The sequence below is a fragment of the Bacillus sp. 03113 genome, from assembly GCF_006546985.1.
Classification (GTDB): domain Bacteria; phylum Bacillota; class Bacilli; order Bacillales; family Cytobacillaceae; genus VATK01.
This window is the reverse complement of record NZ_VATK01000027.1, coordinates 1-22,539: the sequence shown is the minus strand read 5'-3', so window position 1 is coordinate 22,539 and position 22,539 is coordinate 1. Positions and strand designations below refer to the sequence as shown.

21 protein-coding genes and 1 riboswitch are annotated in these 22,539 nt (G+C 35.0%); all 21 genes read right to left on the bottom strand.

The window, feature by feature from the left end; genetic code table 11:
* Positions 1-191: 191 nt before the first annotated feature.
* On the bottom strand, positions 192-2,399 hold the full coding sequence (locus FDO66_RS19395; RefSeq protein WP_141434315.1) for a DUF4129 domain-containing transglutaminase family protein: 2,208 nt from the start codon (positions 2,397-2,399) through the stop codon (positions 192-194).
* Entirely contained in the window at positions 2,396-3,508 is a 1,113-nt protein-coding gene (locus tag FDO66_RS19390; protein WP_309475294.1) for a DUF58 domain-containing protein, read from the bottom strand. The genes FDO66_RS19395 and FDO66_RS19390 overlap by 4 nt, the downstream gene beginning before the upstream one ends.
* 103 nt (positions 3,509-3,611) lie before the next feature.
* Positions 3,612-4,568 (bottom strand): AAA family ATPase, encoded by a 957-nt coding sequence (locus tag FDO66_RS19385; RefSeq protein ID WP_141434313.1) that lies wholly within the window; start codon positions 4,566-4,568, stop codon positions 3,612-3,614.
* Between the two features lie 194 nt (positions 4,569-4,762).
* Positions 4,763-5,956, bottom strand: a complete 1,194-nt coding sequence (locus tag FDO66_RS19380; protein WP_141434312.1) for an ABC transporter permease — start codon at positions 5,954-5,956, stop codon at positions 4,763-4,765.
* Entirely contained in the window at positions 5,953-6,645 is a 693-nt protein-coding gene (locus tag FDO66_RS19375; protein WP_141434311.1) for an ABC transporter ATP-binding protein, read from the bottom strand. Before FDO66_RS19375 ends, FDO66_RS19380 begins: the two co-directional genes overlap by 4 nt.
* Positions 6,642-7,766: an efflux RND transporter periplasmic adaptor subunit gene (locus FDO66_RS19370; protein WP_141434310.1), complete on the bottom strand. Its 1,125-nt coding sequence runs from the start codon at positions 7,764-7,766 to the stop codon at positions 6,642-6,644. Before FDO66_RS19370 ends, FDO66_RS19375 begins: the two co-directional genes overlap by 4 nt.
* Before the next feature lie 3 nt (positions 7,767-7,769).
* Entirely contained in the window at positions 7,770-8,432 is a 663-nt protein-coding gene (gene yknW / locus FDO66_RS19365; RefSeq protein ID WP_141434309.1) for a YknW family membrane protein, read from the bottom strand.
* A gap of 519 nt (positions 8,433-8,951) precedes the next feature.
* On the bottom strand, positions 8,952-10,316 hold the full coding sequence (locus FDO66_RS19360; protein WP_141434308.1) for an amino acid permease: 1,365 nt from the start codon (positions 10,314-10,316) through the stop codon (positions 8,952-8,954).
* 342 nt (positions 10,317-10,658) lie between these two features.
* Entirely contained in the window at positions 10,659-11,069 is a 411-nt protein-coding gene (locus FDO66_RS19355; RefSeq protein WP_141434307.1) for a CHRD domain-containing protein, read from the bottom strand.
* Between the two features lie 193 nt (positions 11,070-11,262).
* A complete protein-coding gene (locus FDO66_RS21010) occupies positions 11,263-11,412 on the bottom strand; it encodes a hypothetical protein (protein WP_181444667.1) in 150 nt (49 codons plus the stop codon).
* Positions 11,413-12,595: 1,183 nt separating this feature from the next.
* Positions 12,596-13,816 (bottom strand): MDR family MFS transporter, encoded by a 1,221-nt coding sequence (locus FDO66_RS19345; RefSeq protein ID WP_141434305.1) that lies wholly within the window; start codon positions 13,814-13,816, stop codon positions 12,596-12,598.
* A complete protein-coding gene (locus FDO66_RS19340) occupies positions 13,813-14,772 on the bottom strand; it encodes a pyridoxal phosphate-dependent aminotransferase (RefSeq protein WP_181444666.1) in 960 nt (319 codons plus the stop codon). Before FDO66_RS19340 ends, FDO66_RS19345 begins: the two co-directional genes overlap by 4 nt.
* Positions 14,773-14,777: 5 nt before the next feature.
* Positions 14,778-15,995, bottom strand: coding sequence for a TrpB-like pyridoxal phosphate-dependent enzyme (locus FDO66_RS19335; protein WP_141434303.1), 1,218 nt, complete (start codon positions 15,993-15,995; stop codon positions 14,778-14,780).
* Positions 15,996-16,799, bottom strand: a complete 804-nt coding sequence (locus FDO66_RS19330) for an MTAP family purine nucleoside phosphorylase (protein WP_141434302.1) — start codon at positions 16,797-16,799, stop codon at positions 15,996-15,998.
* On the bottom strand, positions 16,789-17,322 hold the full coding sequence (locus FDO66_RS19325; protein ID WP_258535803.1) for an orotate phosphoribosyltransferase: 534 nt from the start codon (positions 17,320-17,322) through the stop codon (positions 16,789-16,791). The genes FDO66_RS19330 and FDO66_RS19325 overlap by 11 nt, the downstream gene beginning before the upstream one ends.
* Positions 17,303-17,983 (bottom strand): dTMP kinase, encoded by a 681-nt coding sequence (gene tmk / locus FDO66_RS19320; protein ID WP_181444665.1) that lies wholly within the window; start codon positions 17,981-17,983, stop codon positions 17,303-17,305. The genes FDO66_RS19325 and tmk overlap by 20 nt, the downstream gene beginning before the upstream one ends.
* Positions 17,952-18,854, bottom strand: a complete 903-nt coding sequence (locus tag FDO66_RS19315; RefSeq protein WP_141434299.1) for an inositol monophosphatase family protein — start codon at positions 18,852-18,854, stop codon at positions 17,952-17,954. Before FDO66_RS19315 ends, tmk begins: the two co-directional genes overlap by 32 nt.
* Positions 18,855-18,873: 19 nt before the next feature.
* Positions 18,874-19,776, bottom strand: coding sequence for a hypothetical protein (locus FDO66_RS19310; RefSeq protein ID WP_141434298.1), 903 nt, complete (start codon positions 19,774-19,776; stop codon positions 18,874-18,876).
* Positions 19,777-20,529, bottom strand: a complete 753-nt coding sequence (locus tag FDO66_RS19305) for a CPBP family intramembrane glutamic endopeptidase (RefSeq protein WP_141434297.1) — start codon at positions 20,527-20,529, stop codon at positions 19,777-19,779.
* A gap of 1 nt (position 20,530) precedes the next feature.
* On the bottom strand, positions 20,531-20,782 hold the full coding sequence (locus FDO66_RS19300) for a PqqD family protein (protein ID WP_141434296.1): 252 nt from the start codon (positions 20,780-20,782) through the stop codon (positions 20,531-20,533).
* A 157-nt stretch (positions 20,783-20,939) separates the two neighbouring features.
* Entirely contained in the window at positions 20,940-21,761 is an 822-nt protein-coding gene (locus FDO66_RS19295; protein ID WP_141434295.1) for a hypothetical protein, read from the bottom strand.
* 186 nt (positions 21,762-21,947) lie between these two features.
* Positions 21,948-22,050: riboswitch (purine riboswitch) on the bottom strand.
* Between the last annotated feature and the right edge of the window lie 489 nt (positions 22,051-22,539).

Here is a 22,539-nt window from a genome sequence, read left to right as displayed (position 1 = left end):
TCTTTAGCTTTGTTTTCCCCGTCAAGCTGTTCACCTCATTAATAGTAAAAATACTTATTTTCTTACCGATTTTCTAACATATAGACATACTAGTTTTATAAAGTGATCTTCCTACATAATTAATTCATCGATATTAGGAAGGTATTCTCTATGATAATCTAGAATATTGTATCAATATGTCGAATTCTTGGTCAAGATATAGTCTTTTTAATTAAATTTTCCCAATATTGTTTTAATTCAATCCAACTGCCCTCTTGAAGTGAACCTTTATACATAAACTGTTCATATCTCCTTGTCAGCTTGCCCATATCATTCGTTGAAAAAAACTCATCTATATATTGAGCATAATCACGAAGTGTTTGTTCTTTCCTTCTTTTCAACCCATAATTGTTCATTTGCTTCAATAAAACGAGATAGGCCTTTTCAAAGTTTTCGTCTGTTTTTTTATTCTTATACTTCCATAAGAAATAAAATGGAAGCCAATTTGCTTTCTTTTTATATAGAAAGAAAATAGCTAAAAATAGAACAGATAAAGAAGCAATAACACCTAACCAATGTTCTTGTAGAAACAAGCGTGTAGAAGTCCACACGTTCATAAATGAAAAAGAAGCATCTTTTTCAACTGCATCGTTTTTATTTTGCTCAGCTGGCTTTTCCTGCTGCTTAGGGAGCTCAGGCTCCTGTTGATTTGTATTCTGAGTCTGTTCATTATTATCAAAATTTAAATCAACATTATTCGTAAATCCAATTGTCGGCTCAAACTCCATCCACCCAACATTCGGAAAATATACTTCGACCCAAGAATGAGCGTTATTATTCGTGATCTCATACTCGCGACGATCTTCACTATTGGTCGTAATAAATTCCCCTTCTGTGTAGCCTTTTACCCATCTTGCTGGAATTCCAAGCGATCTTAGCATGACAACCATTGAAGAAGAGAAATTGTCGCAGTAGCCCGATTTGGTTTCAAATAAAAATTGATCGACATAATCATCCTGATCTTCTGGTATAGCCACATTTACTTGATCATATACGAAGCCTGCATTGCCAAAATAAGACTCAATAGCCCTTGCTTTGCTAAACCAATCTTCTTTATCAGCGGTAATTTCCATCGCTAATTCCTTTACTCTTGAAGGCAATTTAGCTGGAAGCTGTGTATATTGAGCTACTAACTCATCTTGTCCATCATAAGCTTCTGCTGATTTCGTCTCCATTAGCGTGGTTACACTATATTCTGGTTTTACATATGAAACAGAATAAGAATTTAATGACACCGTGCTATATGCTTCTAAAGAATATATTTTCCCAGTGGTCGGTTCCATTTCAAACGAGTTATTGAAACCAGCATGAATTTGCTGAAGACCTAGCGGATACATCATATAAGAGAATTCTTGTCTTTTTTTCACGTTGCTTGTTTCTTCTTCACTTACAATCCCTGCATTTTCATTGATTAAAGAAAAAGGGACATCCGCACGGTCTTCAAACGGAATTCTTGTCACACCTTCACTAGAAGAAACCCACCCTTTTCCAGTGTAAATATCCTTTGATTCAATTCTCCAATAGTGTTCAGTATCAACCTCTGATGTAAAAACAATCGTATCGTCCCCTTTAAAAGGGCCGCCTAATCTAGAATCATCCGTTCCATACCCAACTGTTTGTTCACCGTTCGCTGCATCATTTTGGCTGTACGATTTAATAAACGGTACTGGATCTGGCCAAATTGGATCAGCCTTTGGCGCAACAAATCCTACAACAATACTAAGAGCAACAAATGACAGAAGTAGCGATATCCATTTTTGGAAAAAAGGACGTTCTTTTGCGATTCCTTCCTTTTCAAGCGTTCTTAATAGAGTCAAAATTCCTAATGCTGCAAAACCTGCAATGACAGTTCTGACTATCGCACCATCTGCTTCATAAGGAGTATACGTATCTAAAACGGTGATATAGATAAGTGTCATAAAGAAAAAAACAAATATTTTCCTTTTGGTAATAAACCAGTATTCGATTAAATACGTCATTAACCAAAGTAAAATAAATAATAAAAAGCTTCTAAATAGGGGGCTTAATGCAGGCCAATTTGTGTCAAACATAATTTGAAAATTAAGAAGAAATTCTTCTATAAATGAAGAAATCCAATTTAGCTGCAAAAAAGACCCTTCATAATAAAGAAAATGTAAAAAATAGACAATAAAACTAACTTTTAATAAACCACTAATGAAAAACTTAATATGAAAAAAGGATAGGATGAGACTAAGAATAAGAAAAGCTAGGAAAATCCCCATATTTGATGTATCCGTTAGCTCATCTAAAGGTCTAAGCCACTCCCAGATTAGAATAAATCCGAAAACATATAGAATAAAAACAGATAGATTTACATTCGCTTTTTGCTTTCCTGTCATTTTCTCCTCACCTCTGAAAAAGCTTCTGCAAAATAACCGCGATACACGTATTTAACGATCATTCCTCCTGCCCTTGCTTGTGCAATCAGTGAGATTTCATTCTGTGTAGCCGCTTCATTGTCTTGTTTCATAAGGAAAACATAAACAGGAGATTTCCTTGATAAAAAGCCCACTTTCCCAATTAAAGCTTTCGTTAGTTTCGCCGTTACTAAAATCAGCGTTGTTTTTTCCTGTATGAGAATCATCTCCGTGTCTAAAATCCGATCTAAGGTTCTTGGACTTTGATCCTTCACTTTGGCTAAATGATAAAAGATTTTCTGTTGCTGCTGCTCTCCCCCTCTTATTGGAAAAAGAGAACGCTCATTGCTCGCAGTCATCAGTCCAACATTGGCTCCCTTTCGCAAAATCCCTCTGACAATAGAAGCTGTAAAGGAAACGATCGTTTCAAAATGGCTGTCTGGAGCACAATCCATCACAATATTGACATCATGGGACTGACGCTGCTCAAACTCTTTCGTCATAATGTCATTTCTCTTTGCAGTTGCCTTCCAATTAATCCATGAAAAACGATCGCCTGGCTGATATTCTCTAATACCAATTGCCATGGAGGAATCCCTTTGAACCCGTCCCCTTGTAGCTGCCATTCCTTGATCATAATGACTTTCCATTGGTCGATAGATGATCTCCTCATACACTGGATAAACAATCAATTTCTTTTCTATTTCCACAAGCTTTTCTTTCTCAATAAGTCCAAGAAGGTCCCCCGTTTTCATACGAATGCCTTTAAATACGTATTCTCCTCGTAATAAAGAATCCATTTTAAACTCCAGGGAAATATTGTTTTGAAAACCAGGAAAAACAAGTGTTTTTAATTGAGTAGAATGAATGGATAAGCTTTGTTTATCTTCTAAACATACCTCTATTATCATAAATAATAAGGGAAAGCGTGATTTTCTATTTACAAATACCTTCAGTTTTAGGGCATCACCGTGATAATACTCCGTTTTCATCATTTGGATATTTGCTTCAAGAGATTGAAAAGAATATATGGATAAGGAGAAGGCATATAAGGCAAAAGGAAGGAAGCTGTAAAATAAAAACCAGCTCACAAACCCTCCTTGAAACATCGTATATGAAAAGGTTAACACCAAGAGGATCAATAAAATCAAAAGCTTCCATACACTTTTAGATGCAGTAAAAACCTTCATCATGTTAGTTCACAAACCTTTGCACAGGAACATTTACTCGTCCCATTACCTGAAGAACAATTTCTTCTGCCATAACTCCTTCGAATTTTGCCTCTGACTTGAGAATGATTCGATGAGAAAATACGACTGGCGCTAAGTATTGAACATCATCAGGCAGCACATAATCTCTCCCATACATAAAAGCATAGACCTGAGCAGCTTTCATTAAAGCGATCGAACCCCTTGGGCTGGCTCCTAAGTAAACACTGCCATGCTGTCTTGTTTTGGTAGCAATTTCTACAATGTAGCGCATAATCGTTTGATCCACATGAACCTCTTTTATTTGTCTTTGCAGCTCACGTAGTTCCTTTAAAGAAATGACAGGAGTTAATTCTTCTATTGGAGGAATTTTTCGTGCTCGGTTAAGTACCTCGATTTCCTCTTCCATATCTGGATAACCCATTTTCATTTTTAATAAAAAACGGTCTAATTGAGCTTCAGGAAGAGGGTATGTACCTTCATATTCAATCGGATTTTGTGTTGCCATTACAAAGAATGGCTTTTCTAGCCTGTGAGTAATCCCATCTATTGTTACATGTCCTTCTTCAAGCCCTTCTAGTAATGCAGATTGTGTCTTAGGAGAAGTTCGATTAATTTCATCAGCTAAAATGATATTTCCCATAATTGGACCAGGTCTAAATTGAAATTCCAGTTCCTTCGGATTAAAGATTGAGACACCTGTTACATCTGAGGGCAATAAATCAGGGGTAAATTGAATTCTTTTAAAATTGGCGCTAACTGATTTAGCAAGTGCTCGAACCATCATCGTTTTTCCGACCCCAGGTACATCTTCTAAGAGAACATGTCCCTCCGCTAGTAAAGCAACGATGCTTAATTCTGCTACCTCTCTTTTTCCAATCATCACCTTCTCTATATTTTGAATAATTTTTTCGACTGTTGGATTCATACTCTCATTTCCCATTTTACTCCTCCTAAATCATTCATTCTCTACACAAGGCATTCTTCATGGTCTATTTATAAATTAAGTCTATAGGATGAAATGAAAACAATGCAAGAAATAGCACCTCTAGTTTTGAAGATATATGGACAAAAAAGGACAGGCACCCATTTTAGTTGGCACCTGTCACTATTTAGTTAGACGGTTAATTCTCTCGATTATTCATATCTTAATGATTCAATTGGATCAAGCTTTGATGCTTTATTCGCTGGAAGGATTCCAAAAACAACGCCAATGACCATTGAAAACAACATCCCACCAATAACAACCTGCCATGAAATTAATGGAGGCCATTTAGCAAAAATAGCGACGATAGAAGCACCGCCCCATCCGAGAAGGATCCCGATCATCCCGCCAATCAAGGTTAGCGTAACTGACTCGATTAAAAATTGAGTGAGCACCTGTGCTCTTGTAGCCCCTAGAGCCATTCGTATCCCAATTTCTCTCGTTCTTTCTGTAACAGAAACAAGCATAATATTCATGACGCCTATTCCTCCTACTAAAAGGGAGATTCCTGCAATACTGCCGATAATCAACGTCATAATCCGCGTAACCTGTCCTACGCCTTCTGCGATTTCTTCCATATTAACAACTTGATAGGAATCTTTTGTGTTATGAAGTTGATTTAATTTAGCCGCTGCCTTTTCTCCAACATTCTTTAATTGATCCGCATTTTCAGCTTGAAGCGTTACTTGCGTATAATCACTTGTTCCATAAATAGTTTGAAAGGTTTTTGTCGGAATGTAAACATCATTAGAGCCAAAGGAAAATAATCCGGTAGGCTTTTCTAACATGCCAATAATTTCAACTGGCTGACTTTCAATCCGGATGATCTGCCCAATTGGGGATTTTCCTTTAAATAACTCCTCCTCCATAGAATAGCTTACAATCGCAACTCTTCTTCCTCCTAAGAAATCAGAAGCAGAAAAGCCTCTTCCTTTACTTACTTTCAAATCATTCAGTTCAAAATACGCTGAGCTCATTCCAGTAATAGCACTATCGATCGTGTCTTCTTTGAATCGAATAGGGGAAAATACTTGGCTCGTAGCAACAATTTGCTTAATCTCAGGAATTTCCTCGAGTGCACGAATATCCTCTTGACGAAAAGGAGATTGATTATAAGCGTTTGGATTTGCCTTTAATTCTTCCTCTGAAGGCTGATAATACAGCTCAACGGTATTCCCGGAGCCAGTAATTTGCGATTTTAACATCGCTTCTCCACTTTGGCCAATAGCCACGACAATGATGACAGCTCCTACCCCAATAATGATACCTAGCATGGTTAGAATGGAACGCATTTTATGTGCCAAAAGGGAGCTTAAAGACATACTGATATTTTCTAATAATTTCATAATTCTTGTCCCCTTTTACTCATCCCTTCAGAAAGCACGACCCCATCTCTCACCATAATCGTTCTTTTAGCGTATTCTGCCACCTCTGGCTCATGTGTAACGAGAACGATGGTCGTACCTTCTGCATTTAGCTGCGTAAACTGCTCCATAATCGTTACACTTGTTTTTGTGTCAAGAGCACCGGTCGGTTCATCTGCAAGAATTAATTTTGGCTCATTGACAATTGCTCTTGCAATTGCGACCCTTTGCTTCTGGCCTCCGGATAAGGCATTCGGCAAATGGTTCATTCTGTCCCCAAGTCCAACCTTATGCAATGCTTCAACTGCTCGTTCCTGACGCTCTTTTTTTGACATGCCAGCGTAGATCATTGGTAATTCAACATTCTTTAAAGCTGTCAATCTAGGAAGCAAATGAAATTGTTGAAAGACAAAACCGATCGATTGATTACGTACTTGAGCCAACTGAGTATCTGAATAAACCGATACATCCTCTCCGCCAATTTTATAATGACCGATTGATGGTTTATCTAAGCAGCCGATAATATTCATAAGCGTCGATTTCCCTGAACCAGATGGACCCATGATCGCTACAAACTCTCCTTGGCGAATGGTAAGATCGATATTTTTTAAAACATCGATCTTCTCCTTTCCGACTAAATACGTTTTCGTAATCCCTTCTAGCTGGATCATCTTGTCGTCACTTCCATGCCTTCTTTCAAATTGTCAGAAGGATTTGTAATCACTTGTTCTTTTTCCGAAAGACCACTTGTAATCTCAATTGTTTCGCCAGAAGCGATGCCAGTTTTCACTTCTTTTTTAAGAGCTGTATGCTTGTCATATACATAAACAAATTGATTTTGCCCCTCTTGAATAACGCTATCAACCGGAACTACTAAAGCTGTTTTCTTCTCAGTTTCGATTTCCATAATTAACTGAAAGCCTGGCTTCAAGCCCAGATTTTGACTATTAATCTTGATTGTTACCGGATATTGCACCGCTTGGCTTTCTTGTGCACCTGTTGAGCCTTGCTGAGGGATGGTACCAACTCTAGAAATTTCTCCTTCCCATTTTTGGTCAGGAACAGCATCAGATGTAAGAACTACTTTTTGTCCTGGAGTCACCTTTAAAGTGTCATATTCTGATAAGAGACCAGAAGCGATCAATGTATTTAAGTCACCAATATGTATAATTGGAGATGCTCCTGTTGTTTCAGTTCCTGGAGCGGATTGTGAATCAACAGTCAAAACCGTTCCATTTAATGTACTCTTAATCTGTAAATCTTTGATTTGTTTTTCTAAAGTATCTTTTTGCAGATTCGACTGTTTCAGCTCAATATTTGCCATTTTCCTGTCCATATCAAGCTGTTCATAATCAGGCTGTAATTGTTTTTCTGCATCCTTCTTATCCATTTCCTTGCTTAATTCCGCTTTTTTATCATCCAATTGCTTCTTTTGTCGATCCAATTGAGCGATTTTTAAGTTCCCTGACTCGATAGACAGCTTGTTTTGTTCAAGCTCCAATGATAGTTGAGGGTTTTCATATTGAGCAAGGGCAGCTCCCTTTTCAACCGTATCGCCTTCTTTAACAAGAATCTCCTTAAGCTCCCCTTTATCTGGAGATGAATAGACGACCTGCTCGCTCTCAAACTTTAACGTCCCTGGAACCATAATGGTAGAAGAAATTTCTTCTTGCTTCGGCTTTGCTACTTCAAAAGATGGGGCTTTTGCATAGGCTTGACGATACACACTTACTCCAACCATAATCACGATTACACTGACAACACCAATTCCAATCCAAAGCTTTTTTTTCATTTATTAAGCACCTACTCCACCTTGGAAAGCAGTCCCAAGCAGCGCAAAACCAACAGATATAAGGAAGAAGATGATCGCAATCGTCCATGCAACACCTTTTGATAAATTTCCTACTTTATGTAATCCAATTGCAGTTAAAATAAGTCCCCAAATGGCAAATAATTCGATGGAGTTTAGTACTCCAGGCTTGTCGCTATTTAAAAGTCCAGCAATACTTGTCACATTGACCTGTGAATTTCCACCGATCGCTAATCGAATTCCTGCATTTAACAAAACTCCAACCGCACCAATGATATAAATATACGTATTCATGGAAAGGAGCTGCTTATATGTAGCACCAGAATCTGCAATTTTCGTAATGATTAATTGAACAGCACTTCCTATTAAAATAGCAATAATTGGTCCTAGTAAACCTCCAATCACAGCTGTTACTTTGCCTATCATAGAGATAGAAGCAGCTTGTTCAGCAGATATCCCTTCTAATGTCGGGGTATCCATTCCATTTGCAATTAAGAAAGCTCCGAGCGCAGAAAGAATGCTGACAATTATTAACGACACCCAAATTTTCGGATTCTCTTTAATTTTCTCAAACTGTTCACTTGGGCTTGTAAACATTTTAAATAGTGAAGGATTCGGCTTTTTTTCAGCCACAACATGATTTTCCATAAGATTAACACTCCTAATTAAAATAAAATTTTAATAATGCCTGCATTTAACATACGTACTAGATTCTAGGAAGGTTTCATATTTTTACATATTTTTTTACATTTTTTAGATTTTAATAGTTACCTCTCGGAATGCACAAAAATCCTATCTCAAATTTAGAAATTGGATTTAATATTAAATAAAGCCTGTTTTCGTATAGGTTGTTGCTTTTAAACGCGCAGCCTGCATACACTTCGCTTTCCGTGGGCGAGCGTCAAGCCTCCTCGTCGCATACGCTCCTGCGGGGTCTCGCCTTTCTCGTATTCCCACAGGAGTCTACGTGAATGCAGGCTGCTCCGAAACGTTTTTCCCTATGTTTTAACAAACTTTGAGAAAACAGCCTAAATAAAAGAAGCTAATAACCTAATTGTAGTAAGTTATTAGCTTCTTTCTTTATGTTTGGACTTTTCAGGAGGATCTGTTTATTTTATTAATAAGCTGTCCAACTATTTTAATCCATCCACGTTATTTTGATTATATTTAATTCGTTCTTACTATTACCCCATTACTTATTCGAATCTTATAAATAGCAACTAGAAGTATAAACCATACTGGCGTGACGAATAAGGCAATTCGCGTATCTTCTGCAAGTGCAAGCACTACTAGTACAAATGCAAGAAAAGCAAGAATCAAGTAATTGGAAAATGGATATAGCGGCAACTTGAATTTGTTTGATTTCGCTAAATCTGGTCTTGTTTTGCGATATTTCAAATGGCATATTACGGTAATTCCCCAAATAAAGATAAAGCAAACAGTTGAAATACTTGTAATCAGTGTAAATACTCCCTCTGGCATGACATAGTTCAATATGACTGCAATTAAAATGATAATCATAGAAAAGAACAATGCATTGGAAGGTACTTTGTTTTTAGTAAGCTTCTTAAATGATGCAGGCGCATTTTTATCTTTTGCAAGCGAGTATACCATCCTGCTTGTACTAAAGATAGCACTGTTGCATGCTGAAGCTGCGGATGTTAGGACGACGAAATTTATAATCCCTGCAGCCGCTGCAATGCCGATTGCCAAGAAAACTTGGACAAAAGGACTTTTTGCAGGATTGATTGCATCCCACGGATATATACTCATTATTACAACCAGAGCTCCAACATAGAAAATTAAAACCCTGATAGGAATATTATTAATGGCTTTAGGGATGACTTTTTCCGGATTTTCTGTTTCTCCTGCTGTTAACCCTACAAGTTCAATGCCAACAAAGGCAAATACAACCATCTGGAATGAGAGAATAAATCCATGCATACCATTTGGAAACATTCCACCATAATTCCATAGATTTGTAAAACTAGATGAGCCTGAATCTGTGGAAAATCCTTTTATGATCATGATTATTCCAATAAAAATTAATGATAATATGGCTAAAACTTTAATTAAGGCAAACCAAAATTCCATTTCTCCAAACAGTCTTACTGTTGCAAGATTCATGATAAGCAAAATGACAAGTGCAATTAATCCAGGCATCCACTGCGGTACACTAGGAAACCAAAACTGAGTGTAGAGACCTACAGCCGTTAGGTCAGCCATTGCAATGGAAATCCAGCAAAACCAATAAGTCCAGCCCGTAATAAATGCGGCCATATTACCTAAATAATCTCTTACAAAATCAACAAAAGAATGATATTTTAAATTACTTAACAGTAATTCACCAAGTGCCCGCATAATTAGAAAGCAGATCACTCCTGTAATAATGTAAGCAAATAAAATGGAAGGTCCTGCCAAATGGATGGATTTTCCTGCTCCAAGAAATAGGCCCGTCCCAATTGCCCCGCCAATCGCAATAAGCTGTACATGTCTGTTTTTTAGGGCTCTGGCTAATTGTTGTTCCTTCATACTATTTAACACACTCTCTATTCTAAGTATTTAAATCTAAGATGCTTTTAATCCCTCACACTTCAACCTATGAGGAGAGACTTGAGTTAACTTGGTACTAATTGTTTCAACACCATCTGGAAACATATTACCAAATCCGAAAAAACACCTCATATAATAATAGAGCAAAATGGCAAACGAAACAATCAATTTCCAAAAATTTAAATTTATTGTCAAAGAATTAGAAACCTCCATAATACAGAAGACATCCTAAATGCCAAAAGTGGCAGATTTAATGATTTCTTCACATAAAAAGAATTCAAAGCTCATGTTCTCTTTGAATCCTTTATTATGGTAATTCTATTATTGAAATGGTCTTATTTGGCCACGAATTTCACCATCAGGAAATTTTTCCGTGTGCGCGTTAACATATGTGTTTCTTCTATTCATCTGCCTTGCTAGTACTATTAATGGCCTTCCCTGCAGAGGACCTACAAGGTCGTTCCGTGTAATTGTCCCAGTTACTTCCCCTCTATTAAAACTTATTCCTTGAGTTAATGGTCCAAAAAGGAACGCAACTACTGGTCCATTTTCGCCCCTCATACCTAAATGAATATGGGCAGCTGTAAACTCTTTTAAATCATTGACAACTAATTTAAATCGAAGTGTTGTAAAATCTTCATTAAACAAAAACTGAGCTGAACCAGAAGCATTTGTAATAACAGGAGGTACTTCTTCCGAACCTGTTAATTTTGCAATAAATCGTTTAACCAAAGCATCACTTCCTTTAGAGTATCTGTTTTATAATACTCTTTAACTAGAAATGAGCTTGTACATTTTCACTAATATTTGGTCATTGGACGAGAATTTTTATTTTTAGGTTCATTGCACTAAAGTCAATAGACCGATTCTAGTAAAGACATTGTCTACAGTATAGAAAAGAATTCATATTTCTTTACTTTATAGATTAATCATCAAAATGTTTTCCATTTTTTTCATAGGCAATCACGAATACATTTTTTTGTGTTTTCTCACATAATCTTTCTTCAAACGATTTAATCTCACCGATTAAATTAGGCGAAAGTTCAGCAGTAACATAATCATTTTCTTTATCCATTATCATCTCTCCTTTTTTCATTATTATTTCTTCCCCTATTATTAAATATTCAGATTACAATTTACTGCAGATAAAATAAAAATTAATGAAACATAAAAAAGACCACCTCCTTGATTTAGGAAGTAGACTATACTTTTAGAAAAAGTCATTTATGTGACTAGTTCTCAATTTCGGTCAAAAAATATATTAACCATTTCTTAGAAATAAGGGGGCAATATTACATCATGCCGCCCGTAAGATGAGAGTGTGTAATATCTTTAACGCTGTATGCAAAAAGTGCGGTATATCAAGGTTTTCGAGAAACTGAGGTGTAACATCTTTAACGGGAATTTATTATTTTTCACTTGTTTGCGTTAGCAAAATGTTAGCATCTTCTAACACAATATTTCTTTCTTATAGTTATTTCACATTTGATGTTTCTAACTAAAATCGATGGATAAATTTTATAACTTACCGACAATAAATCAGATCTTAGAAATTCAGATATACTGATTAGTTCTAAGCAATTTTGTTGGCAGATTCTATACGTTGTATTAGTTCACTTATTTTTTCACTAAAATTATGTACTTTTAAATTTAGATTATCTTTACAAACTGCTTTTGCTACAGCAACCTTATTAATACCGTATACTTTTTTGCCTTCTTATATTTTGTAATCTTATTGTATTGTCCATATTTATACAATTTTATTTTATTTCCATGAACTTTCTTTATTGCTTTGAATAACGTTTCTTCTATATTCTCAATTTCAGTACATTCAGTTACCCATTCAAAACCACCATTTTTTTGAACTCTTCTACAATTCTACGTTTGTTTATTAAGTTAAACTTTAAAATAAACCAATTTAAAATATTTCTTGAATACTTTTAAATAATCAAATACTATTCTAGTTCCTATCGGACATATTTAATTGTTATTTTTCAACAGTCCTTTAGTAATTAAATATAAATAACTAAAAATTTCATCTTCAGTTCCTCTTTTAGTCACAACTAAGTCCTGTCTTTCATTTACATCATAAACATAACAAAAATTATTTTCCTGACAGCATCCTTTAGAATTTGGTACATTTGTTTTTCTTCCAATTGCAATTTTCAGTTGTTCTAAAGAGAATATAAGGGCTATTATCCAAAATTCGGGGGTTAAACCCAAATTTGAATCATTTCTTTTTTATTTGACTAAACGTTTCAAACGACTTGAAAAGGCTTTTCGTGATTTACACCCGATTGTAATTGTATTTTTTTAATCAAACGATTCTGTAAAAATCCAGCTAGAATAAGTAAAACGCCTAAAATCGTAAACATAAATTGACCCCCAAAATTAGTCATTAAAATACCACATATTGATGGACCAATTAGTTTTGGTATTTGCATATAAAGACCAAAAATAGAAAAGTAACGGCCTCTCATCTCTTTAGGTGCTATTCCAGAAATAAATTTTTGCAAATGGCTTACACCAATCATCTCACCTAATGTAAAAACTATTTCTACTAATATTAGGATGAAAAAAGATGATGCATTACCATAACCAATACCAACTAAAGCAAAGAGAAAGAAGGAAAGAAAAATTAATTTCTTGGAATTAATTTTTTCTGTTTTTTTTGCAATCCATACCATAAAGATTATGACTATTATTGCATTTAAAGTAAATAAAACCGTTAGAATGGTCAGATAATTAGCAAAGCTAGATTTTAAATGAAGTGGTAAGGTTGTTTCTACTTGCGCATATAATAGTCCAATTGGTACTGCATATAAAGTAAATAAATACAATTGTCTATGTTTAATAAAGGATAATTTAGGTGCAGCTTGAAGTTCTACACGACCTACTTTAGGTAGTGTTTCTGGTACTTTAATCCATATTGCAAAAGCATAGATAAAAAACGCTATAGCCGATGAAGCAAACACAACTTGTTGATTCCAAGTAAAAACCGCAAGTCCAAGTAATGGACCGATTGCTGGTCCGATATTAAACGCCGTATGTAAAAGCGCAAATACTTCCGCTCTTTTTTCCCGTGAAACAACGTCGGCAATCTGTGCATTTGCTGCAGGAACAAATAAAGGAATACCCAAACCTAACAAAATGCTTAATCCAGCAAATTCCCAAACGGAATCAGCAAAAATGAATCCAATCATTGAAACTGCCTGAATTAATAAAGAAATTACCATAATCGGCTTCCGACCAAAACGATCTGCAAGTCCTCCTCCCCAAATGCTGATCAATATGCTGGCTAATGGCTGAAGACCAACAACTAAAAGCGGTAATAATATAGACTCGTCTAATTTATTGTACAGATATAGCACAAGAAACGGCCTTAACATAAAGTTGGTTGTTGATGTTAAAGCTGATCCGAACACTCGTATCCAGATAGGAGCATCATACTTTGATAACAACATCTTCAATGGTCTCATAGGATCCTCCCTATATCATTAATAGACTGGTAAAACTTTTTCATCACTTCATTATGTTCAATTGACAGTCTTATATAGCCATGTAACTGTGAATCTTGATAGGGTAAAAGTTTATTAATCATGAATCCTTTACAGTCCCAATAATCCACATAATCCTTTATTTTAGGATGTGTAAAACAAAGAAAATTCGTAACTGACGGCAATACATTAAAACCGTTAGTACACAAGATCTCTTGCAACTGTTTACGAGACTTAATCATGTCCTGTTTACCTTCCTTATATCGTGGACTAGGGGATAAACACTTAATCGCCGCTTCTACTGCTGGTGTACTTACATTCCATAATTGTAAGAATGGACGAAGACATTGATAAAATTCTTTACTAAGAAGTGCATAGCCTATACGTAATCCAGCTAATCCGTAATACTTTGAAAATGTACGAACCACAATTACATTGCTGTCCTTTTCAACTTCATTTACTGACCCATTTATTTCATCATCTGTCGATATGTATTCAATATAAGCTTCATCAATTAATACTGTTGTTGTGGTAGGTAGATTTGAAATAAGTTTTCTTACAATTCTTTTTTTCAAAAAAGTACCAGTTGGATTATTTGGATTACACAATAAAAGCAAAGAATCTTTAGTAACTGTAGATATTAGAGTGTCTACATTCCAAGATTCAATATCCATAGGTATACAAGTTACATCAGCATTATAAAGTTGCGTCAATTCATGATATAAAATATAAGATGGCCATGGATAGAAAATTTTTTTCTTTTGAAGATAAGCCCATAGAAAGATTGCGGAGATAATCTCTGTAGAGCCATTCCCCAAAAGAACATCCGCGTTATTTAAGTTGTATTTTTTTCGTATCAAATTTCGAATCTCTGAGTATGAAGCATCTGGATATCGATAGTATTTTTGTTTAACAAAAGAATTTTCATTTAAATTCATGTGTATCATAAAAAAACACCGTATGATTCGAGGTCGAGTTGTCCGTTACCTGTGATAACTGCAACAATATTTTTATTGTCGTATTCTTGACATAATTTTTTTATCGCATGAATTGTGTAGGAGCTTTCTGGAGATGCAATCACCCCTTCTGTACGGGAAAAATCAATCGCAGAGAGCATTGCTTCTTTTTCATCATAAGCTTTTGCTTGAATCACGCCCCTATTGACAAAATATGAAACGATTGGGGATGCAGCATGGTACCGCAAACCTGATGCATGCATAGCAGGTGGTTTGAAATCATAACCTAGTGAATACATTAGCAGCTTGTTACCTACACCTTCACCATCTGGGTGATCGTAACCGTAAGTTCCTTTAGTCAACGTAGGGATACTACTTGATTCTGTACAAATCACTTGAGTCAAGTGATCTTTGTAGTGATCCAATAAAGGAAGGGCAAAACCACCAAAACTACTACCTCCCCCAACACATCCAACTATAATATCAGGTTGAACTTTTTCTTTATCCAGCTGCTTTATAACTTCTAAACCAACAACTGTATTATAAGTCAATACAAAGTCTAATAGACTACCTGCGATATTAAAACTATATGAGTTCTCAGAGATACTCTCCATTACTTCTGATGTAGCAAGAGCAATCGACCCGTTACTTTCTCCTTTAGCAATGAGTGCCCGACCTGTATTAGTCTGTTCACTAGGTGAAGCGAGAACTTCCGCCCCATACATTTCCATCATTAATCGTCGTAATTTTTTTAGTTCATACGATGTACGAACCATAAATACTTTACAATCTAAGCCATTTAGCCTTGCTGCAAGAGCAGCTGCTACACCCGTTTGGCCAGCAGCCGTTTCAGTAAGTACACTTGTCTTTCCTTCCAAAGCTCCATAATAAGCTTGAGGTAAAGCCGATGTTATTTTAAAACTACCATTACTTAGAAGATCTTCGCGTTTTAAATAAATTTTATTATTTGTTTTTAATTGATTTTCCAATCGGTAAGCTCTAACTAAAGGGGTTTGACGACCAATCATTTTATAAGACTTTAAAACGGGATTAGGGATGTCAATCCACTTTTCAATGGACTTTGCATGTTCCACCACACTAACAGGATGAAACTTTAAATATTCATTAATGCTTTCATATCTATAGATTTGTTGTAAGTCATATTCCGGAATTAAACTTCTAACATTAAGCCATTGATTAACCAATTAATACTTCGCTCCTTTCAAAGACTGAATACATTCACATTGTGATTTTTGCTTACCAAAGTTAGAAACTGTGGATTCCAATACTGATATAACTTTTGCTACTGAAATCTCAAAGTTTTTAACTACTTCAGCATGTGAAGAGGGGTATTGAGGATGTACTTCACTACCTAAAACACAAGCTATGTCTGTAATAATACCTATTGAAACATAGCAAATACCCCTTTCACGAGCTAAAACAGCTTCAGGATAACCTGTCATTGAAATTACATCGTTTCCTTCCCGAGAAAAAATCCGATTTTCAGCACGGGTAGAGAATCTTGGTCCTTGAATTACTAACATGGTAGCTCTTTTATGATATCTATAGCCAAAACTATTAATCACTTTTAAAACACTGTTTCTTAAATCATTACAAAACGGATCACTTGTTGAGATATGTACTGTGTCTGGACCGTTAAAATAAGTATCCTCACGTCCCCAAGTGTTATTGACAAATTGGTCGGAAATCACAAAATCCCCTGGTTTCATCGATGGATTAAGACTGCCAAGAGCGTGAGTCGCAAAGATCCGATTGACTCCTAAGTCATACAACGCTTGAATATTGGCTCTGTAGTTGACTTTATGTGGGGGAATTTCGTGATTTAAACCATGTCTTGAAATAAAATAGACCTTTTTATCAGCCATAATCCCAACTTGGATTGGCGAGGAAGGCTCTCCATATAAGGTATTGACTTCAATTAACTCACGGTTCGTAAACAAACGATACAAACCACTTCCACCTATAATTCCTATATCACTATTTTGCATAATCTTCCTCCATAATTTCATTAATGTTGAATAGAGGTATCAAAGCAATACCAAACTTTCTTAATTCTTTAAGGGCTGCTTCTTGGCGATCAACAATTGATACAAAACCAATAATAGATATATTTTGGTTAATCAAAAGTTCACAGCAACGTTTTGCTGCTGATCCCATCCCTGTTACATCATCGACAAGTAGAACGCGACTATCTACAGAAAATTCGCCTTCAATTAATTCAGATTTACCATATGGTTTTCTTTCTTTTCTTATCATAAATCCTTTTAAAGGAGTTCCTTGTGAAATACTTAATGCCATTACTGCTCCGACAAGAGGTAAGGCGGAAGTAGCTTCTCCACCAATATGAGTTACTCCATGCTCATATGCAAGATTAAGAATTTTTTTTGCTGCAAATGTAATTACTTCTGGTTCGAATATCAACTTCGTACTGTCTATATAATAATCACAAGTACCACCTGTTCTACGTTGAATTTGTTGATAAACAACTGAATTAGTTACTAGATCTTTCACCCGATTCAACTTCTCTCACCCTCATTTGACGGATTGGTTCTTCAATTTTACTAAACGCTTGATTAATTCCTAACTTTGAGGAATTAATCACTTTGAGTCCAAAATCATTTGCTATAGTTAAGTAACTTTCTAGACTCTTTTTAAGATGTTCACGTTCAACATACGAATCTTCAAACGATTTTCGTTCCTTGATACGTTGAATACAAGTTTCAAGATCAACATCCATAATAAAAGTTGCATGTGGCATGCGTATAGATGGTAATAATTCGTTTAGCCAAGATTCAGGCTGATTACCTCGTGCTAACATTGTCGCAAGCATTGTAAATATATATCTGTCACTAAGCACATATGTTCCTTCTTTTAGTGCTGGTTCTATAATTTCTTTAAAATGTTGCATGCGATCAGCAAGCATATATAACTGTAAAGCACGATAATCAACTAATTGTCTTTTTTCTGGTTTATAAATAAAGGTTTTAAAAATATGAAATTTTCTCATCTCCGGAGTAGGCTGCATAGTGACCAATACATCTTCCCCTTCATTCCGAAGTTTATTAGCCAACATCTCAAGCATAGTAGACTTGCCAGAACCGTCTACTCCATCAAAAACTATTAATTTCCCCTTATATTCCTCAGAGGTAATGGGCGTGAGTTTTTGAAACATTGTTATCCTCCTTGTAAATCGTATTATTTCTTTTAGCCAAACCAGGAACATTAATTAGATGTCCATGAAGTTTGTCATTTGCGGCTGCAATGGTTAAAAACTTTTGATTTAAAATCACATCTTCTAAATCTTTATGTAATGGAAATCTAGTAATCGGCGTTCCGAACGAATTGGTAATTATGCCACCTGCTTCTTCAAGAATTAATGATGAGGCTAATACATCTACAAGTTTTGCTGTATTACTTATATCAAAAAATACTGAAGCAGAACCAGTTGCAAGACAACATAGATCAAGCGCAGAACAACCCATCGCACGATAACTATTTAACTTGGATACAATTTGTTTAATTATTTCTAACTCTAAGTTGGATTTTGACAAACCGACAAAGATACCGTCACATTCAGTTAAATTCTGATAGACTGCAGTTTGTATTTGTATACCATTACGAAATGCTCCTCGACCTTTAACTGCGGTATATTCATGCCCATTTGATAGATTAATCACATATGCTCCTAATACTTCATTGTATTTATCTATAATGGCAATTGAACAAGCATAATATGATAAGCCCATAGTAAAGTTTTTTGTGCCATCTAAAGGGTCTATAACAACTGTAAAAATACCTTCTCCCAAATTGATACAACCAATTTCTTCACTGATGATCATGTGAACGTGCTTATTATTTTTGAAAAAGTTAATGCACAATTCTTCAAGCATTAAATCTATCCTTAGGCTGATCTCTCCATACGCATTAATTCCCTGCTCGTCAAATAACATTTTTTGATTCATACATGCTACCTTCTTTAATTCATAGCCTAAGTCGGAACACTCCTTTATAATTTCTACTATAAGGTCATAATTTGATTCCATTAAACTCACCTACTTCGAATTAATGTTGGAAGCATCTTTCTTTAGAAAAAAAAACAGAACATGAGGTATGTGAAAAAGCATCTAAAATTTCATTGTCATTCGGTGCATTCCCAGGAAGGATAAAGATAGAGATTCTTTCTTCCGAAATTGGATAAATAGGAATTTGGTGAGGAAAGTTCCCATCTACAGCTAGAACTGCTCCAGTAATATCCTTTGTGTTTTTACAATGATGCTTTGCCTTGTAAAAAGCATGTTCAATTGCTGTCATTCCATCCTGGTGCCCTGCAGCCACAGCTAATGTACAACCATCCTTTACTAGGACAGCACAGTTTGTCTTCACAGTACATGCAATATACCAAGCAATTAAGACATCCTGTTCCTTATTTAGATTCAAATCTATTAATCCATGCCAATCAAAATCTGTGATTTTTTTGATTTGGGTATAAAATTGATTTTGAACAAGCACAGAACCATCAATTAAACCAATCGTTTCAGTTTTCCGAAAGGTTATTTCTTCGTTATTTCTAAAAATAATGAGACGTAAATGAGTTTCATGATTTTCAAAAGAGGGTGCGACCACTCCATCGAAAGAATACTGTTGAATTTCATTCAAATCATCTGCAGTTACCTTGTGATTGAGCATAAGCAGTCCATTTAGTGCTGCACGTCTGTCGGTATCTACAGCCATTTGTAACCTCTTCGAAAAAGAAGTTTCTATTGACATCCCTACAACATTTGCATGTTTTATAATTAATGCAGAAGATCTTTTTATATAACACAAAAGCCTATAACCTATGTTTATATTCCTTAGATCGTTTAAGGATAGATCTGGATGATTAAGAATCATTGAGGAAGGTCCCTTTTCCCACCTAGCTATTTGATGAGGATTTTCACCGTATTTTAACTTAATCGATTTATGCATTCATCCCCCCACTTTCTTAGCATAGTTTTTTTTATCTGTTCTACTTATTAACCAATAACGGTAAAAATATGAAATGGCAAGGGGTAGATTGAATGTCAGATGTAATAAGATAGCTGTCAAAACAGAGCCACTATAAACATACAAAATGCCAGCACAGATACTTAACATTAGCTGCGCTAAGTAGTCAATCGGTCGGAACATTGAAGATCTTGCATGAATTAAATGATCTGCTACAAATAGAAAGGCTGATATAATTATGCTCAATTCGATTCTAAATATTTGTATTAATAATCCGATCACAAATAATTTGTAAAAAAGTTCCTGAATGATAGCTGAAGTTAAAAGACTAAATGTTTCTATACATAATTTTCTAAAAGAAATAGGTGGAAAAAAGAAAGCCAATTCCTTATTGAAGAACGGTTTGATTTCCCCAAAACGAGGAATAAGAAACAAAGAACCAATTAGAACAGCTAAAACCATAGAAACAACAACACTACCTAACGAAGTATCAAAAGAGGTACTTGGTGAAAAGAAAAGCACTGCCGTTATATAAGGAATAAAATAGACTGCTCTTCTTAACCAATCAGCATTAGTAAATAGCATATCCTTGATCCGCCAAGCAGTTAAATTTATAATTAACTGAAAATGAATAAATATAAAGAGTATATATGTTTCATTAGTAGCTTTTATTATAATGGTAGAGATTAGTAACACTTCAACAAATAGTAAAGCTATCCATTGTTTTTTTGTCATATTAAATCTCAACAAGTTCTTTTTTAGTCAATTCTTCTATAAAGATCTCAACATCTTGAAGGACAACATCTTGGTCGACCTTATATAAATTTGAGATTTTCTCTGCAATTTCTCCTAAAGTAGTTTGTCCATCTAAAGAATCCCAGATTATCTCCCCTACTTCATCAAGCTGATAAACCTTATAATTTTTCATAATATATTTATTTCCATTTATAACTCGATACTGAACAAAAATATCTCTTGTCGGTTTCATCAATTTCTTCTCCTTTTAAAATGGGTACCAAAAGAAATCCTTTCGATACCCACTGTTTTAATTAAGCGTTTTGCATTCCTGGAGCTAGTTTCACTTCTTTTAATTTAGGTGATTTGTACCCTTTCATTCTATTCACCTCCTTTCAATGTTAATAGGTCTAACTCAATTGATGGTTTCTTAATACGTTTTGTGTCTTTACATTAAGTGTTTGAGAAAATCTCATCGTTTCTTTCACAAATAATTTAATAGTAGATTCATTGAATGGATAAGTTTGAAAATGTAGATATTTATCAAGTAATTCTTTGTCACGATTACGTTCTTGGTAGCACACTATTTTACGATACATCCATTTACTATTTGGATTAGTTTCTCCATGAACAGCTAGATAAGAAGTTACTGCGAGTTCTAGCAACCTACGTACCATAAAGAAAGCTGAACCAAAATCACTTGAAAGCATTGCCCCTTGAATATCCTCTACATAGGAAGTGAATTTTTCTGAAGCTATAATAGCTTGATATAATCCTAGATTTTTAAATAAAATTGATTGCTGTAACTTATTGAAGTTCTCCTTATTAACAAGAGCCTTTCCAAATTTAAGACGGTGTAATAAATCGATTTCTGAATCAGTGAAACGAGAGATATAGTCTTCGGTTTTAAAAACTAAGTTATTCAGTCGGTCAATCAAGTTATAGAAGTCTTCCTTAGTCCAGTATTCAAAATCATAACGGACTCCATCAAAAACTAAATTACGTACTAAATTTTCTCCAGTACTGAGAAAACTCTCTCCAATATAGTCCTTATTAGATTCGAATTGTTGAGGTATTTTCTCACAAATCACATACACATCAATATCCGACGTATCATTACCAAATCCTTCCATTATAGATCCACCCAGATAGACGTAAAACACCTCGTTATTACTCAAATGTTTCAAAATATTTTCAGGGTTCTCAAGTATTTTTTCAGCGATAATGGCCAATGCTTTCCCTCCAGTTGCTTATATTTATTAAATCAAAACAAAAAAACTCAAATTCAAGTAGGAAACTCGTCGTACAAGTGAAACCTACTAACCTGAGCTTTAACTGGCATAGCAAATAAACATAGTATTTACCAGATAAGATGAATACTCAAAATCTACGCTTCTTTAAATTAAGTAAGGTAGAACATAGAGAAGGATTTCACTCGTAGTCTGACAATTATACGGTCGCCAGGTAGAGACTCTCGGGCCATATTCCCAATGTTATACAAGTGATTATATGTAAATTATTTCTTTTTATGGAAATAATATCATATTAATATGATATTGTCTATTATTTCCATTCGAAAAATAATTACTTTTTGAAATTGGTTTTTTGTACACTACCATTAATGTAAATTGGATTGTTATAACCATAATTAAAAACATATTCTCATTTAATAAAAAGTATATGAAAAATACATACTCTTATTAGATAAAACTCACTATAATGTAACCGCCTGATAACTTTGAACACTTTTTGCTAATTAGCAGTGAACACTTTACTCGAAGTTAGTGCAGGCACTTTATTACTTTACATGCCTCTGCAGGCAAGATTTTGAGCCATGAAGCCAGGTACATTTAGGAATTTGGCTCAGCCGAAGTAGGCTATCGTGCACTTCTCTACTGGAAAAAAGTGTTCAATCTTATACAGCATTATTGGGTGTAGACGTCAAGTCGAATTTTACACTTTTTGCTCGTTTCCTTTTTACACTTCTGCTGAAAAAATGCTTTTCCGGTT

Excerpts from the sequence above, each read along its gene's own strand:
- FDO66_RS21010 (WP_181444667.1), bottom strand. The coding sequence starts at position 11,412 with ATGGATAAAGAAAATGATTATGTTACTGCTGAACTTTCGCCTAATTTA.
- FDO66_RS19310 (WP_141434298.1), bottom strand. The coding sequence starts at position 19,776 with ATGCATAAATCGATTAAGTTAAAATACGGTGAAAATCCTCATCAAATA.
- FDO66_RS19370 (WP_141434310.1), bottom strand. The coding sequence starts at position 7,766 with ATGAAAAAAAAGCTTTGGATTGGAATTGGTGTTGTCAGTGTAATCGTG.
- FDO66_RS19340 (WP_181444666.1), bottom strand. The coding sequence starts at position 14,772 with ATGAATTTAAATGAAAATTCTTTTGTTAAACAAAAATACTATCGATAT.
- FDO66_RS19395 (WP_141434315.1), bottom strand. The coding sequence starts at position 2,399 with ATGACAGGAAAGCAAAAAGCGAATGTAAATCTATCTGTTTTTATTCTA.
- yknW (WP_141434309.1), bottom strand. The coding sequence starts at position 8,432 with ATGGAAAATCATGTTGTGGCTGAAAAAAAGCCGAATCCTTCACTATTT.
- FDO66_RS19315 (WP_141434299.1), bottom strand. The coding sequence starts at position 18,854 with ATGGAATCAAATTATGACCTTATAGTAGAAATTATAAAGGAGTGTTCC.
- FDO66_RS19380 (WP_141434312.1), bottom strand. The coding sequence starts at position 5,956 with ATGAAATTATTAGAAAATATCAGTATGTCTTTAAGCTCCCTTTTGGCA.
- FDO66_RS19305 (WP_141434297.1), bottom strand. The coding sequence starts at position 20,529 with ATGACAAAAAAACAATGGATAGCTTTACTATTTGTTGAAGTGTTACTA.
- FDO66_RS19360 (WP_141434308.1), bottom strand. The coding sequence starts at position 10,316 with ATGAAGGAACAACAATTAGCCAGAGCCCTAAAAAACAGACATGTACAG.
- FDO66_RS19375 (WP_141434311.1), bottom strand. The coding sequence starts at position 6,645 with ATGATCCAGCTAGAAGGGATTACGAAAACGTATTTAGTCGGAAAGGAG.
- FDO66_RS19385 (WP_141434313.1), bottom strand. The coding sequence starts at position 4,568 with ATGGGAAATGAGAGTATGAATCCAACAGTCGAAAAAATTATTCAAAAT.
- FDO66_RS19300 (WP_141434296.1), bottom strand. The coding sequence starts at position 20,782 with ATGAAACCGACAAGAGATATTTTTGTTCAGTATCGAGTTATAAATGGA.
- tmk (WP_181444665.1), bottom strand. The coding sequence starts at position 17,983 with ATGTTTCAAAAACTCACGCCCATTACCTCTGAGGAATATAAGGGGAAA.
- FDO66_RS19330 (WP_141434302.1), bottom strand. The coding sequence starts at position 16,799 with ATGCAAAATAGTGATATAGGAATTATAGGTGGAAGTGGTTTGTATCGT.
- FDO66_RS19345 (WP_141434305.1), bottom strand. The coding sequence starts at position 13,816 with ATGAGACCATTGAAGATGTTGTTATCAAAGTATGATGCTCCTATCTGG.